General features: G+C 57.7%; 12 protein-coding genes. 10 read left to right on the top strand and 2 right to left on the bottom strand.

All coding sequences use genetic code 11. The features are described from left to right. Positions 1-2 precede the first annotated feature (2 nt). From BLS30_RS07995 to BLS30_RS07960, 8 genes are all read left to right on the top strand, one after another. A complete protein-coding gene (locus BLS30_RS07995; protein ID WP_170832435.1) occupies positions 3-419 on the top strand; it encodes an MAPEG family protein in 417 nt (138 codons plus the stop codon). Continuing rightward, complete coding sequence (locus BLS30_RS07990; RefSeq protein WP_090227924.1) at positions 416-1711, top strand: RsmB/NOP family class I SAM-dependent RNA methyltransferase; 1296 nt, start codon at positions 416-418, stop codon at positions 1709-1711. Before BLS30_RS07995 ends, BLS30_RS07990 begins: the two co-directional genes overlap by 4 nt. Before the next feature lie 216 nt (positions 1712-1927). Next, a complete protein-coding gene (locus BLS30_RS07985) occupies positions 1928-3922 on the top strand; it encodes a methyltransferase domain-containing protein (protein ID WP_046480877.1) in 1995 nt (664 codons plus the stop codon). A gap of 118 nt (positions 3923-4040) precedes the next feature. Next, positions 4041-4985 carry an alpha/beta fold hydrolase gene (locus tag BLS30_RS07980; RefSeq protein WP_090227921.1) on the top strand — a complete coding sequence of 315 codons (945 nt, stop codon included), beginning with the start codon at positions 4041-4043 and terminating at the stop codon, positions 4983-4985. A 42-nt stretch (positions 4986-5027) separates the two neighbouring features. After that, the gene (locus BLS30_RS07975) at positions 5028-5507 is read left to right on the top strand and encodes a TspO/MBR family protein (protein ID WP_170832434.1); all 480 of its coding nucleotides are present in this window, start codon (positions 5028-5030) and stop codon (positions 5505-5507) included. Positions 5508-5645: 138 nt separating this feature from the next. Beyond that, positions 5646-7193, top strand: a complete 1548-nt coding sequence (gene guaA, locus BLS30_RS07970) for a glutamine-hydrolyzing GMP synthase (RefSeq protein WP_046479706.1) — start codon at positions 5646-5648, stop codon at positions 7191-7193. 133 nt (positions 7194-7326) lie between these two features. Next, a complete protein-coding gene (gene corA / locus BLS30_RS07965; RefSeq protein ID WP_090227916.1) occupies positions 7327-8298 on the top strand; it encodes a magnesium/cobalt transporter CorA in 972 nt (323 codons plus the stop codon). A gap of 142 nt (positions 8299-8440) precedes the next feature. Next, positions 8441-11170 (top strand): cation-transporting P-type ATPase, encoded by a 2730-nt coding sequence (locus BLS30_RS07960; RefSeq protein WP_090227914.1) that lies wholly within the window; start codon positions 8441-8443, stop codon positions 11168-11170. Positions 11171-11213: 43 nt separating this feature from the next. On the opposite strand, the gene BLS30_RS07955 is transcribed toward BLS30_RS07960, so the two are convergent. Next, a complete protein-coding gene (locus BLS30_RS07955; protein ID WP_090227911.1) occupies positions 11214-12125 on the bottom strand; it encodes a LysR family transcriptional regulator in 912 nt (303 codons plus the stop codon). A 122-nt stretch (positions 12126-12247) separates the two neighbouring features. On the opposite strand from BLS30_RS07955, the gene BLS30_RS07950 reads away from it, so the two are divergent. Both BLS30_RS07950 and BLS30_RS07945 read left to right on the top strand, forming a co-directional pair. Continuing rightward, on the top strand, positions 12248-12865 hold the full coding sequence (locus BLS30_RS07950; RefSeq protein ID WP_090227908.1) for a pyridoxamine 5'-phosphate oxidase family protein: 618 nt from the start codon (positions 12248-12250) through the stop codon (positions 12863-12865). A 39-nt stretch (positions 12866-12904) separates the two neighbouring features. Further along, entirely contained in the window at positions 12905-13744 is an 840-nt protein-coding gene (locus BLS30_RS07945) for an alpha/beta fold hydrolase (protein WP_090227904.1), read from the top strand. A 42-nt stretch (positions 13745-13786) separates the two neighbouring features. Here the strand turns inward: BLS30_RS07945 and BLS30_RS07940 are convergent, their stop codons facing one another. Continuing rightward, positions 13787-14932 (bottom strand): slipin family protein, encoded by a 1146-nt coding sequence (locus BLS30_RS07940; RefSeq protein ID WP_090227901.1) that lies wholly within the window; start codon positions 14930-14932, stop codon positions 13787-13789. Positions 14933-15296 lie beyond the last annotated feature (364 nt).

Raw genomic sequence — 15296 nt, 5'->3', positions numbered from 1 at the left:
ACGTGAATTTGGTATGGCCGATCCTGGCGCAAGTTACCCTGACACTTGTGCTTGGCCTTGTGACCGGCTGGGTGCGGTATCAGTCCGTTAAGCGCGGTGAGGTGCGTGTCCGAGAGGTTGCGTTGGACAACCATGCGTGGCCGGACTCTGTGCGTCAGTTCGGCAACAACTTCTCCAATCAGTTCGAAACGCCCGTCCTGTTCTATGTGCTGAGTGGTTTGGCCATTTATCTGGGGCAGGTGCATTTTGCGATGGTTGTCGCGGCGTGGGGGTTTGTTATTTCGCGTTTGATACATGCGACCATACATGTTGGTCGCAATGACTTGAGCCAGCGATTCTGGGCGTTTGGGCTGGGGGTTGTTTTCCTGGTTGCGATGTTCGTGATGATTGTCGCGGCGTTGCTCACGGCTCCGCTGTGAGACCGGGCGCGCGGATACAAGCCGCTATTGAAGTCATGACCGATGTCATTGAGCGTCACAGGCCGGCGTCGGTAGCGCTTGCCGATTGGGGCCGCTCGCATCGTTTCGCCGGTTCTGGGGACAGGGCTGCGATCGGCAATCTCGTATACGATGCCTTGCGACGCCGAAATTCCATCGCCTGGAAGATGGGGAGCGATAGTGCGCGTGCGCTGATCGTGGGAGCCGCGCCTGAGGCGATGGGCGTAACGGCGGCCGATGTGATTGCGTTGGCTGACGGCTCGACTCACAGCATCTCGCCTCTAAGTGAGCTGGAACAAGCAGGTCTTGATCGGCCTCTTTCGGACGATTTACCAGCTCATATAAAGGGTGATTTTCCCGAATGGCTGAGCGGGGAATTCGATAGGGCATTTGGGGCTTGCGCCGTAGCGGAAGGCGAAGCCTTAGCCCGACGGGCGCCTCTTGACCTTAGGGTCAACACGCTTAAAGCAACGCGGGAGAAGGTCCTCAAGGCTTTAGAAAAATACGGCGCGGAGGCAACATTGCTTTCCCCCGTTGGGATTCGTATCCCGGCGCCGCAAGGCGGTAAGCGGGCGCCGAATGTGGAAGCCGAAACGGCTCATGGCAAAGGATGGTTTGAGGTTCAGGACGAAGGCAGTCAATTGGCTGCGCTTCTGGCCGGAGCGCGACCGCGTTTGCAGGTGTTGGATTTGTGTGCCGGTGCGGGTGGTAAATCGCTCGCGTTTGCAGCCTCGATGCAGAACACGGGGCAGGTCTATGCTTACGATAGTGAGAAGACGCAGCTTCGACCAATTTTCGAGCGGTTGAAACGTGCGGGCGCGCGCAATGTTCAGGTTATGGACGCGGGCGATGCGGCCGGGTTGGATGCTCTCAGTGACCGCTTCGACCTTGTTTTTGTCGATGCACCATGCAGTGGTTCGGGAACATGGCGGCGGCGTCCGGATGCGAAGTGGCGGCTTTCCCCCGAAAACGTAGCAGCGCGTCTCGAAGATCAGAAAAGCGTTCTCCAAATGGCTGCCAAAATGGTCAAACCGGGCGGTCGCATGGTCTATGTGACCTGTTCAATCCTGCCGCAAGAGAATAGCGAGCAAGTACGCTGGTTTTGCGCTGAGCATGAAGGCTTTACGCCAATCAACTACCTAGACGAATGGCAACAACAACTCGGGTCTGATGCGCCGGTGTCCTCGACGGGGGATAACGTTGGACTGCAACTCACTCCGGCGCGACATGGCACGGACGGTTTTTACATATCTATATTGTCGAGAAATACTTAGTGTAATCTTCGTGTTTCGTAACAATGTCTGTTTTCACAAATATATTCCGTTCGCGACAAAGAAGTGACTTGATTGATTTCAATATTCCCCTATGTGTCGGCTGCCTTTAGGTTCGCGGGGTCGCGACTCCTTAGGTCGTAGCCGGCGTGATGCCGGTCATCGAGAGGCATGGAACAGCTTTTTAGCCAAATCTTTCAGGAGGTTCGGCAGTATACGATGGCGCCTACAGCGAAACCCAAAAAGGTAAAACGGCCCACTCCCCGCACCAGTTTCGGTCCAGTAGCAGATCTCGAACAGCACTTGCCGTCCGAGTGGTGGCGTAAACTGTTCAACGCTTTGTACGTGAAGACAGACGGGGACGTCGTCGAGAACAGTGAAAACACATCGCGCGACATCGACTTCCTTATTGCGGCGTCCGGCCTAGAGAAAGCCGAGGACGTGCTCGACCTTTGCTGCGGCCAAGGTCGACATAGCCTTGAACTGGCGCGGCGCGGATATCGGAAGGTCACCGGTGTTGATCGCTCACGGTATTTGATCCGGCTTGCCAAGAAGCGTGCGCAGGCCGAGGGGCTGAGCGTGCTGTTTAAGGAAGGCGATGCGCGGAACCCGCGGTTGCCGGAGAACAGTTTTGATCTCGTCTGCATCATGGGTAACTCGTTCGGCTATTTCTCGAACCAGACCGATGATGAGAAAGTGCTCGCTGCCGTCGCCAAAATGCTGCGGCCATCGGGGCAGATCTTCCTCGACATCACCGACGGCGGGTATATGGCGGAGCACTTCGAGCGTCGCTCCTGGGAATGGATTGATGCGCATCAGTTCGTGTGCCGTGAGCGTTCTCTCTCCTCAGATCGGGATCGGCTAATTTCTCGTGAGGTGATCGTACACGACGAGCTTGGTGTCATCGCGGATCAGTTCTATGCGGAACGGCTCTACACCCGCGAGAGCATCGCGGCGCTTCTCGAGAAGGTCGGCTTCCGCAATTTCCGAGATCACGGCTCCGCCGAGAGTGTGTCGGACCGGGAGCAGGATTTGGGGATGATGGCGCGGCGCATTCTGCTGACTGCGGATGCGCCGGTTAAGGCTGCCCGCAAGGCAAAAGGTGTGACGCACCGCCTCGACGTGACGGTGCTCCTCGGCGATCCCCGCCTGCCGGATCAAGTCAAGCGTGATGGCGTCTTCAACGCCGAAGATCTGGATACGGTACGGCGACTTAAAGAAGGTCTTTCTGAATTGCCGGGATACGAGTTCCGTTTTCTCGACAACCATAAAACCTTGGCGCGCGATCTCAGTGAGCTATCGACCGATCTCGTGTTCAATCTCTGCGATGAGGGTTTCAATAACGACCCCTTCAAAGAGCTACACGTGCCAGCAATGCTTGAGATGCTGGATTTGCCTTACACGGGCGGTGCACCAGCTGCGTTAGCGGCTTGCTACGACAAGGGGCTCGTACGCGCGGCAGCGATGACGCTCGATGTGCCGGTGCCGCTTGAAACGTATGTGCGTCCCGGGGATCAAGGCGCGACGCTACCGTCGGTTTTTCCTGCGATTTTGAAGCCGAACGTGGGGGATAGTTCGGAGGGTATTACAAAAGATGCCGTCGTTACCGACGAAACGGCGCTTATGGATTACCTGGAAAAGCTGCGGACGTCGTTTCCGAAGCGCTCCGTCCTCGTGCAGGAGTATTTGACGGGATCGGAATATTCTGTCGGCATGATCGGCAATCCAGGACAGGGGCTCAGAGCGTTCCCGATCCTGGAAGTTGATTACTCCAGGCTCGATCCGTCATTGCCGAAAATTCTGGGCTACGAATCAAAATGGGAACCAGAGAGCCCATATTGGACGCAGATCCGCTATGTCGAAGCCAATCTCAATGACCTTGCTCAACAGCAGCTGATTGAGCATTCCTCGCGCTTGTTCGAGCGGCTAGGCTGCCGAGACTATGCCCGGTTTGATTTTCGGGCGGATGCTCGCGGCGAAATCAAGCTTCTGGAAGTGAACCCCAACCCCGGCTGGTGCTGGGATGGCAAGTTCAACTTGATGGCGGGCTTCGCGGGCGTTCGCTACAGCGAAATGCTGGGGCAGGTACTTGGCGCGGCTGTTGAACGGCTCGGTATTGTCGAGCGTCCGGTTGTCCGGGCTGCCAAGTCGTCCAAGACGACGAATAAGACGACACAGAAAAAAGCGACGCAACGAGCCAAGCAAGTAGCTTGATCATAAGTCGGCGGTGGATACGGCATAGGTTTGTGTCCGCCGCCGCTGCGCATTATCCATATCCCTTGTGGTTTGGCCCTGGGGCCAATGCCGTCATTTGTATTTGGGCGGAGGGGTTGTGGAGCGGTTACGTGAGCCAGAGGATCTCAATCCGCAGCGGCTGCAATTGGATGACGGGCGCGTTTTTGGACTGACGCGCTATGGCGATCCTTCCGGGATCCCTGTGCTTGCGATCCACGGCGCACCTGCTTCGCGTTTGATGTTCGAGGTTGCTGGCCCGGCTGCCCGCGCGCGGGGGCTTCAACTTATTTGCCCCGATCGGCCGGGATACGGCCTCTCGCCGGTAGATCATCGGCCGACGCTGGCGCAGCGGGCCGAGCAGCTTGAAGCGATCGCTCATCACCTAGGGCTTGATCGAATGGCCGTTTGCGCGGTTTCGGGGGGGGCGCCTTATGCGGTGGCTCTCGCTGCCCGTTTGGCGCATCGGATAACAGCATTGGCTCTTGTCAGTCCGATGGGGCCGATTGCTGATATGTACGCGGCGCTGGGTGAGGAGGAGGGCGACGCCGGTGTGCATGCCTCCCGCGCTAAGCGTAGGTTTTTCATGGAGCTGCCGAAACGGCGGAGAGCGCTTCGCGCCGTTGCGGCTGTCGCTGCGCGTGGTTTCAATATTTCGCCCAAGCTTTCCGCACGTCTCTTCGCCCGTCTGCTCAACCCAACGGATACGGCGACGTTGAGCCAACCCCATGTCGAGGCGAGTCTTATCAAGATGACGCGCGAAGCCTTGCGGCAAGGCGTTGCCGGCGGATTGGCAGACTTAGATATTTTTGCGCGGCCCTGGGGTGTGGATTTCGGCGCGATTCATGCACCCACCTTCATCTGGCAGGGCACGGATGATCGGATCGTGCCGGTGGAAGCTGCATTATGGCTCGGTGCACAACTCCCCGATTGCTCGGTTGAGCGGATTGAAGGGGCCGGTCATTTCTGGATATACGACCATATCGATACGGTCTTGACCCAGCTGGCGCGTACCGCCGGGAAAACGGGTAAATGCTCGGAGTGAGCTCGCGCGAGATGGCTGGGATTTCGCTTGGGGGGAACAGCAGTGCGACGCCGGAGTTCATTGTTCGTTTTTCTCGCCATCACTGCGGTTGTCGCGCTTGGCTTTAATACGACGTTTGTAACCGGACTATATTCCGGAACCTGGCCGACGGATTGGTATGGTCAACTCGTGAAGCCGGATTGGGCACCTTCTCTCGATGTCTTGGCGGCAATCTGGCTCGTCTGGTATGTGGTCATCGCGGTGGCTGGGTGGATCGTGTGGCGCGCGCAGGGGCTTGGCCTTGCGCTGCTTCTCTGGCTCGTGCAGTTGGGCCTCAATGTGGCGTGGCCTTACGTTCTTTTTGAGCGACACCGCATCGATAGCGCCATGGATGTCATCTTTGCGCTTTTGTTCGCCGTTGCGGCCTTCATCTTTGTGTCCTGGGGGTTGCGGAAGTCTGCTTCCGTCCTGTTTGGACTGTATGCTGGATGGATTGTCTACGTGGCTGCGTTCAATCTCGCGCTTCTGCAGTCCAATACCTGAGCTGTGGCGGGATCGCGCAGGTTGCGAAAGCATTGCTTGACGCTTCTTGAGTGCAATGGTCTATCGAGCGCTAAAGCAGGCGGTTTCGCCGTTTTGCGCCTCCGTTTTTCCCGACACTTCTTGCTTACATAGTGCTCCATGACAAATACCGTTCTCATCATCGATTTCGGCAGCCAGGTCACTCAGCTTATCGCACGACGTGTGCGTGAAGCGGGTGTTTATTCGGAGATCGTACCGTTCAATCGGGCGGAGGACGCTCTGGAGCGGCTTACGCCGAAGGCGATCATTCTTTCAGGCGGACCTTCGAGTGTCACGGAAACCGGAACGCCTCGGGCGCCAGATTGGGTTTGGACGTGCGGTCTTCCTGTGCTCGGCATCTGCTATGGTGAGCAGACGATGGTGGCGCAACTCGGTGGCGGCGTTGAAGGGGGACACACCCGCGAGTTCGGTCGTGCCGAGATCGAGGTCACTGACGCGTGCGCGTTGTTCGAGGGCGTCTGGGCGAAGGGTGACACAGATCAAGTTTGGATGAGCCACGGTGATCGCGTCACACGTTTGCCTGATGGCTTCAAGGTAACCGCTGTATCTCATGGAGCGCCGTTTGCGGCGATCGCGGACGAAGCGCGCAAGTTCTACGCGGTGCAATTTCACCCCGAAGTGGTGCACACGCCGCGTGGTGCCGAACTGATCTCCAATTTCGTGCACAGGATTGCCGGTTTAGCCGGTGACTGGACGATGGCGCACTTCAGGTCGAGCGAGATCGAAAAGATCCGCGCGCAGGTCGGTTCCGCGCGAGTGATCTCGGGACTTTCAGGCGGTGTCGACTCCGCCGTGGCTTCTGTGTTGATCCATGAGGCGATCGGCGACCAGCTCACCTGCATTTTCGTCGATCACGGGCTTTTGCGGTCCGGAGAGGCGGACGAAGTCGTGAGCCTGTTCCGAGGCACGTACAATATCCCACTCGTTCACGTGGACGCGCGCGAGACGTTCCTTTCCGCACTCGATGGTGTTTCAGATCCGGAACAAAAGCGCAAAACCATCGGCCGTTTGTTCATCGATGTATTCGAAGAGGAAGCCCGCAAGCTCGGCGGTGCGGATTTTCTGGCGCAGGGTACGCTTTATCCCGACGTTATCGAAAGCGTGTCGTTCACCGGCGGGCCATCGGTAACAATCAAGTCTCACCACAACGTGGGTGGGCTTCCAGAGCGAATGAATTTGAAACTGGTCGAGCCGCTCCGCGAACTCTTCAAGGATGAGGTGCGCGTGCTTGGGCGCGAGCTGGGGTTGCCGGAAGCGTTCATTGGCCGACATCCGTTCCCCGGTCCGGGCTTGGCGATCCGAATTCCAGGTGAGGTGACGTCGGAGAAGCTCGACATTCTACGTCATGCCGACAGCATCTATTTGGAAGAGATTCGCAAGGCTGGTTTGTATGACCGCATCTGGCAGGCGTTTGCTGTTCTGCTGCCCGTGCGAACGGTGGGTGTTATGGGGGATGCGCGCACCTACGATCACGTCTGTGCGTTGCGTGCCGTCACATCAACGGATGGCATGACGGCTGATTATTTCGATTTCAGCCATGATTTTCTTGGACGTACAGCGACCCGCATCATCAACGAGGTCAACGGCATCAACCGCGTCGTCTACGACATCACCTCAAAGCCACCGGGCACGATTGAGTGGGAGTGATCTGCCAGCGGATATGGTCAGGCTGGAGTGAGTGACGGCGTCGAGGTAATGGGGCATTGATTTCCGACCCGCAGGAACGATTGGAACGTAAGCGGATTTCCCGACCGGGAGTCGATGAAACCAGGAGGCGTTGATGATCCGGGGCTTTTTGAATGAGGGCGGCCGCTTGAGAGCGGTTGAGGAGGTGTCAACGCTTCCGAGAAATTTGGTCTGGGTTGATCTCATTAGTCCTACGCATGAGGAGGAAAAAGAACTCGAAAAGAGCCTTGGCATCGATCTGCCCACCAAGGAAGAGATGGAGGAGATCGAAATTTCTTCGCGCCTCTATCATGAGAATGGCGCGGCGTTCATGACAGCAATTCTCCCTGCACGCGCGGATGGCGATGATCCGGATATGCAGCCTGTGACGTTCGTTCTGACGGAGACCCGGCTGGTGACCATTCGGTATCACGAGCCGCGAGCCTTTACGACATTCCCCATGCGCGCCGAAAAGGTTCCGATGGGATGTGAAACGGGCGAGGGCGTACTGATCGCTCTTCTCGAAGCAATCGTCGATCGCCTCGCTGACATTTTAGAGCGGGATGGTCGCGATATCGATGCCATTTCGCGTGATATCTTCCAGCGCAAAGGCGCCAGGCCGACCAAGAGCAAAGATTTTCAGAAGACGCTTGAGACCATCGGTCAAAAGGGGGACTTAACCTCGAAGATACGTGACAGTCTTGTTACGCTTGAACGCCTGTTCGGCTTTCTCGGGCACTGCACGATTCAGCGAAAAAGCGGCAAGGAGACACGCGAGCGGGTGAAGACCCTCGCGCGTGATTTACGTTCGCTCGCAGACCATGCGAGTTTTCTTTCGCAGAAGATCACGTTCCTGCTCGATGCCACGCTCGGCATGATCAACATCGAGCAGAATGCCATCATCAAGATTTTCTCGGTCGCTGCGGTCGTGTTTCTGCCGCCAACGCTCATCGCTTCTATTTATGGTATGAATTTCAAATTCATGCCCGAGCTTGATGAGGCTTACGGATATCCGACGGCACTCGCATTGATGGTGTTCTCAGCGATCCTGCCCTACGTCTATTTCAAGTATCGTCGCTGGCTTTAGGCCAAGACCTGATCGCTCAGGTCTGGCCACAAGAAACGTGGAAATTTACGATGTCGGTCTGCGGAATATCGAGAGCTGGTTCATAGCTGAGGACTGCAAGTTCTCGTGAGTTGGTTTCAGGGCTGAGGGAAAACCAGACACGATGACAACGGATAAACAGCGAACCCCTTACCATGCAATTTCCGTCGCCGATGCTCTGGCCGCTATGGGGGTGTCGGCTGAAGGCCTGAGTGCACAAGAGGCTGAGCGCCGCCTGGAGCAATACGGGTACAACCGCTTGCCGGAGCCGCCGAAGCGTAGCGCCTTGGTGCGCTTCCTAAGCCAGTTCAACAACATTCTGATTTATGTGTTGGTTGCGTCGGCTGTCGTTACCGCGGCCTTGCAGCATTGGGTGGATACAGGCGTCATCCTGGCGGTGGTGCTGGTGAATGCGGTGATCGGCTTCATTCAGGAGGGACGCGCCGAGCAGGCAATGGAGGCGATCCGGGGAATGCTGGCGCCGCGATCGGCCGTGTTGAGGGACGGTCGGCGATGCAGTGAGGACGCCGATCAACTGGTGCCAGGCGACATTGTTCTGGTCGAAGCGGGCGATCGCGTGCCGGCGGATCTACGGCTGATCGAAGCCCGTGGGCTTAATGTGGACGAGGCTATTCTTACCGGTGAATCTGTTCCCGTAGAAAAGACAACGGAGCCGGTTTTGCCTGAGGCCGCGTTGGGTGACCGCAGTTCAATGCTTTTTAGCGGTACGCTCGTGACCGCTGGTACTGCGCGCGGGCTTGTCGTTGCGACAGGGGGATCAACGCAGATCGGTCGGATAAGTGGGATGCTCTCTACCGTGGAGATGCTGACCACACCGCTCGTGCATCAGATGGATATTTTCGCCCGCTGGCTCACGATCTTCATCCTGCTGATTGCTTCCACCCTTTTGGTTTATGGCTATTTTGTCGGCCACCTCCCATTTTCAGAGCTTTTCATGGCTGTGGTGGGATTATCGGTTGCGGCAATTCCCGAAGGGCTGCCTGCTGTGCTGACCGTCACCCTATCGGTTGGTGTGCAGGCTATGGCGCGCCGGAACGCGATTGTTCGCCGCTTGCCAGCCATCGAGACGTTGGGGTCGGTATCGGTGATTTGCTCGGACAAGACCGGTACGCTCACCCGCAACGAAATGATGGTTGCCGCGCTTGCTGCGTCCGGACACGTCTATTCGGTTGCCGGCGAGGGATACGCGCCTAAGGGCGCGGTGCGCTTGCGTGAGGCCGAGGTCCATCCTCCGGAACATGTGGTCTTGATGGAATTCGCGCGCGCCGCCGCGCTGTGCAACGACGCGATGCTCCACAATGTGCAGGACGGATGGCGGGTCGAGGGTGATCCGATGGAAGGTGCCCTGTTGGTGCTCGCGGGGAAGATTACCGGTGATGGTGCCGAACCCTTTCGCGGCTGGATACGTACGGATGCTATTCCCTTCGATGCGGCGCATCGCTACATGGCCGTGCTCCATCACGATCACGAAGGCCATGCCAGCATTTACGTTAAGGGAGCCCCTGAGGCTGTGTTGGCGATGTGTACGAACCAACGGGCTCTTGATAACGGTATCGCCCCGCTTACCCCGGGCTACTGGCATGACATGGTGGAAAGGCTCGCCGCAGAAGGTCAGCGCGTGATCGCGGTCGCTGTGCGCGAGGTGGCTCAGGACCACACGGTTCTCAACACATCGGATCTCGACGGTCAGATGACGTTGATCGGTCTGATCGGGCTGATTGATCCGCCCCGTGCCGAGGCCGTCGAGGCTGTGGCCGCGTGCCATGGCGCAGGTATTCGCGTGAAAATGATCACAGGCGACCATGCCGCCACCGCGCGTGCGATCGCAGCCCAGATCGGGCTCAAGAACGCCGAGAACGTCTTGACCGGTTCGGACATTGAGACAATGGACGATGCCGTTCTTGCTGAAGTGGCTGTCTCAACCGATGTCTTTGCCCGCACATCTCCGAGGCACAAGCTGCGACTGGTGACCGCGCTGCAATCGCGTGGGCTGACAGTCGCCATGACCGGTGATGGGGTGAACGATGCTCCGGCGCTCAAGCGCGCGGATGCGGGCATCGCGATGGGGCGCAAGGGTAGCGAAGCCGCAAAAGAGGCCGCCGAACTGGTTTTGGCTGACGACAATTTTGCTTCAATCGTAGCGGCGGTGCGTGAAGGCCGGACGGTCTACGACAACATTAAAAAGGTCATCAGCTGGACGCTCCCCACCAGTGGGGGTGAGGCGATGACGATCATCGTGGCGTTATTTGCCGGGTTGGCGCTTCCCATTACGGCGGTGCAGATACTCTGGATCAACCTTATCACGGCCGTCACTTTGGGATTGGCGCTTGCCTTCGAGCCGAGTGAGTCCGGTACCATGCGCCGTCCACCTCGACCGCGCGATGAGCCGCTTCTCACGGGCGGGCTGATTTGGCATATCATATTGATTTCGATGCTTTTCCTGGTCGCGGTCTTCGGTATCTATGCTTACGCGACCAGTCGGTCCTATCCTCCGGCGCTGGCGCAGACGATGGCGATGAATACGCTTGTCGTGCTGGAGATTTTCCATCTGTTCTTTATCAGGAATATCTATAGCACGTCACTTACGTGGGCCGCCGTACGCGGCACGCCGATTGTCTGGGGTTGCGTCATTACCGTAACGGTCGCGCAGTTTGCGATCACCTACTTACCTGTGTTCCAAGCGGCTTTCGGTACGCAGTCGGTATCATTGCAAGATGGCATGCTGACCGTCGCTGTCGGCGTTGTGTTCTTCATGCTCATCGAAACCGAAAAGCAGATGCGGCTCGCCTTCCGGAGGCCAGCGCCAGATGAGGGATCGCAGGCGAGGGACTGATAGCGAGATGATCCCTCTAGGGCCGGTGGGCCTGCAATAGAGGTTACAGCGAGATTTTTTCCAGGCGATGACGAAGCTGCCGTCCGGCGAAATCAAGAAAGCTGCGCATTTTAACGGGCAGGGCACCTTGGCCTTGATGGAGTAGGTAGACGGGCAGAGGTTCGGATTCGAACGCGGCCAAGGCTACGCGTAATTTGCCTTCCTTCACCGCATGTTCAGCCTGATATGACAGGACGCGAGTGACGCCAACGCCGGCGATGGCAGCGTCTAGCGCTGCCTCCGCCGTATTGACCGAAAGACGAGACTGAACACGAATACTACGCTGGCGGCCCTTTGCGCGACCGCCGAACGTCCATGCATCTGAGGCTCTGAGCGTATCGAAGGTGACGCAGGGTATGTCGGTGAGATCGGCGGGGGTTCTTGGCCGCCCATATGTCTCGAAATAGGCGGGGCTGCCGCAAACGACATAGCGGACAGCTCCAACGCGTTTGGCGATCATCGAACTGTCAGCAAGCGTGCCGATGCGCACAGCCAAGTCGATATCGTTCTCAAGCAAATGAACGTTTCGATCTGACAGCCACATGCGGATGTTGATGTCGGGATAGGTTGCGAGAAACGCATTCACTACCGGCAAGACATGAAGGCGACCGAATACGATTGGTGCGGTGAGGACGAGTTCCCCCCGCGGTGCAGTTTGTTCGCCTGATGCTTTCCTTTCCGCATCGTTGACCTCGTCCAGGATTTGTTTGCAGGACTGGTAGTAGTCGGTACCGGAGTCCGTCAGCGTCAGTTTGCGTGTCGTGCGGGTCAGGAGACGAACCCCAAGGTGATCTTCCAACTCGGCGAGCTTCCGGCTGACGGTCGGCAGCGGCATATTCAATTTGCGGCCGGTGCCCGTGAGGCTTCCAGTTTCGACAGTCGTCACGAAGATAGACATCGCTTCGAAGCGATCCATTTTTTCTCTCAATATTTGAAATAGTATATCTCAAATATAACGTATTCTCTCATATTTGAGAAGCTCTCATCATGTCGTTGCCGGTCTTCAGAGCCCAGTCACGAGCAAGAGAGGCAGCCGCTATGGTCTACGGATTTCTCGACATTGCTATTACGCCGAGCGTTCGTGCTGCCCAGGCTGAGATGGGAAGCGACCACCTTTGGCAGGATTTTCGCGGGCACCGTACATTCGACCGGTTCACTCCGAACGAAGTTGCTTTCATCGCGCAGCGCGACAGCTTCTACATGGCTACGGTATCGGAAACCGGCTGGCCCTACGTCCAGCATCGTGGCGGGGCGGCGGGGTTCCTGAAGGTCATCGACGAAAAGACGCTGGCGTTCGCGGATTACCGGGGGAACCGGCAGTACATCAGTCTCGGCAACCTCAAGGCGGATGATCGCGCTGCGCTGATCCTTGTGGACTATGCGCGCCGGGCGCGTCTCAAAATTTACGCACGCACTGAGGTGCTCGGTCTCGCAGACGATCTCGCCCTTACCGAAGAGGTTCTCGATCCGGCTTATCGGGCGAAGCCTGAACGACTCTTTCGACTTCACCTTGAAGCTTTCGACTGGAACTGCGCGCAGCACATCACCCCACGTTTCACCGAAGCCGAGATCACGACGGCGATCGAGCCTCTGCGTGAGCGTCTCATGATGCTCGAAACGGAGAACGCCGAACTGAAGGCGCGGCTTGGTGAGTGAATTATGCCCGTGAGGGGCAGTGACCTAGGAGAACGACAAATGAGCAGTATTCATTATCGCAGCACCGACGTTGACGGTGTGAAGGTTTTTTATCGGGAAGCTGGCTCGGCTGGAGCGGAGAAACTCTTGCTGTTGCACGGCTTTCCGAGCTCAAGCCACATGTTCCGAGACCTGATCCCGCTGCTGGCCGACCGCTATCACATCATTGCTCCGGATCTGCCCGGCTTTGGGCAGTCAGACAATCCAAAGGTGAATAGCTTTGATTCCATCGCGGATACGATCGAGCGCTTCACTGAAATCGTCGGGTTCGATCGCTTCGCTGTCTACGTGTTCGATTACGGCGCTCCCACTGGTTTCCGCCTTGCGGTTCGCCATCCCGAACGGATCACTGCCATCATCTCCCAGAATGGCAATGCGTATGTCGAGGGACTGAGTGAGGGATGGAATCCCATACGCGCCTATTGGGAGGATGCGTCGCAGGCTAATCGCGACGCGCTTCGGGCACTGCTGACGCTGGAAACGACGCGCTGGCAATATGTTCACGGGGTCCCGGATGAGACGGAGGTTTCCCCGGATGGCTACACGCTCGACGACTATTATATCAGCCGCCCCGGAGCCGGTACGGTACAGCTTGACCTGTTCGGTGATTACAAGAACAACGTCGCGCTTTACCCGATGTTTCAGGAGTATTTTCGTACCCACAAGCCGCGCTTTCTCGCGGTGTGGGGGCGAAAGGATCCTTTCTTCCTTCCGCCTGGGGCTGAAGCTTTTAAGCGGGATATCCCAGATGCGCGGGTGACCTTTTTCGAGACCGGTCACTTCGCATTGGAAACGCATGCAATAGAAATCGCGGCGGAAATCGGTGAGTTTCTTGGGTGAGTGCGGGGTGCGGAGGGGCCATCCAAAGGGATGGCCCGCTCTTTATTCGTCTCGCAGCTTGACGATGTCGTTCATCAAACCGCCGGTGCCGTTGTGGATCGTCAGGCGTTCGACCCTGTCGGCAATTGCCTCCAGAGCCTCCAGCTCCTTCAAGCGCAGCATGACCGGGTTTTCGGCCATGACCTTTGCGGTGTTCAGAAGCGAGCGGGTTGCGTTCGTTTCTTCACGCCGACGGATCACGTTGGCTTCGGCCTGCTTTTCAGCCGCGACGACCTGGTTCAGGATCTCGCGCATTTCGCCCGGCAATACGACGTCCTTCAGCGCGATATCCAAGACCTCAACGCCGATTGCAGCCATGTCTGCCTTCACCTTGCCGGCGGCCTCCTCGTCGATGGTTACCTTCTTCTCAAGGATTTGGTCGAGGCTCAGTGCGCCAAGGGTCTTGCGGAAGGCGAACTGCAAGGCGCGGTAGAGGCTGTCCGAAAAGTCCTTTACCGCTGAGACAGCGAGAACCGGATCGGTCACACGGTATTCCGCCGCGAGGTTGATGCGGATCGTCACGCGATCCTTCGTCAGTACCTCTTGGCCGGTGACGTCGACCGACTGCCGCTTCAGGTCGATTTGCTTCACCGTTGCTGTCCGTCCTGCCTTCCAGAAGCCGTAGACGCCAGGTTCCAACGTCTCGACGTAGACGCCGTCGATGAAGAGCAATCCGGCATGACCTTCGGCCACCGTGGCGCCGGTGATGATGTTCATCTTGCCGGCAAGCACTAGTCGCCGCAGGAGGTCGGGATCGATGCGCAAGTCCGTGGAGATGTCGATGTGCGTCGCGCTCCACGGACCGGCGTCGGCCCATACGGTCAATTTGCTATCTGGCGGAAGAACGTCGAAGGGACGACCGTCGCGTTCGATGACAGCAACTTCGGTACAGCCCGTGCGAAAGACGCTCAGGTGCTTAGCTGCCACGTCCGGGAGCTTGTCGAACAAGGGCTTCTCGTACGGAGATTTGAACACCGCACCAGTGATGATGTCGTAAGGTACGACCTCCAGGCTCTTGCGCCAGTTCGGTAGGACATGCTCGCCCGGTCCGGCAATGCTCAACAGCTTGCCGTTCTGGAAGACGATGGCACGTTGGTTTTCCTGCACCCGAAAGCGCATGCGGCCCATAAGTTCGTCGAGAATCTTCATCAGCATGTTCGTTACTCCTGTCGGGCATGGCATGGCTATGGCATGCGTCGATCGTCCTTTCGTTGTTTGAGCCTTTGTCCCGCATGGCGCGGGACAGGTATTTTCGATGCCGGTCATGAAGCCGGGGACCGCTGGCATCTACGCGCAGCGGATCGCAGGGAGCGGGCATCGCGGCGGTTGCACGGACCTACGGACCAAAGCCCGCGTGCTGGCGCAAACGCGTCTTAGCCGTCACCTGAAATCAGGCGGCGCATAAACGGCATGGGACCTTCCGCTTCGTTCGTGCCCGAAGGTACGAGCGTTGTTTTCAGTCCTTCCGCATTCCGGTCCCCGGCCCCGTTTGGACAACACCTTGGAAGGGTGG

The sequence above is a fragment of the Filomicrobium insigne genome, from assembly GCF_900104305.1.
Classification (GTDB): domain Bacteria; phylum Pseudomonadota; class Alphaproteobacteria; order Rhizobiales; family Hyphomicrobiaceae; genus Filomicrobium; species Filomicrobium insigne.
This window is presented reverse-complemented; position numbering and strand designations above follow the sequence as displayed.

What these genes read in the sequence shown, in the direction of transcription:
- guaA (WP_046479706.1), top strand. Translation starts at nt 5,646, where the DNA reads ATGACAAATACCGTTCTCATCATCGATTTCGGCAGCCAGGTCACTCAG.
- BLS30_RS07940 (WP_090227901.1), bottom strand. Translation starts at nt 14,932, where the DNA reads ATGAAGATTCTCGACGAACTTATGGGCCGCATGCGCTTTCGGGTGCAG.
- BLS30_RS07960 (WP_090227914.1), top strand. Translation starts at nt 8,441, where the DNA reads ATGACAACGGATAAACAGCGAACCCCTTACCATGCAATTTCCGTCGCC.
- BLS30_RS07985 (WP_046480877.1), top strand. Translation starts at nt 1,928, where the DNA reads ATGGCGCCTACAGCGAAACCCAAAAAGGTAAAACGGCCCACTCCCCGC.
- BLS30_RS07950 (WP_090227908.1), top strand. Translation starts at nt 12,248, where the DNA reads ATGGTCTACGGATTTCTCGACATTGCTATTACGCCGAGCGTTCGTGCT.
- BLS30_RS07955 (WP_090227911.1), bottom strand. Translation starts at nt 12,125, where the DNA reads ATGGATCGCTTCGAAGCGATGTCTATCTTCGTGACGACTGTCGAAACT.
- BLS30_RS07945 (WP_090227904.1), top strand. Translation starts at nt 12,905, where the DNA reads ATGAGCAGTATTCATTATCGCAGCACCGACGTTGACGGTGTGAAGGTT.
- corA (WP_090227916.1), top strand. Translation starts at nt 7,327, where the DNA reads ATGATCCGGGGCTTTTTGAATGAGGGCGGCCGCTTGAGAGCGGTTGAG.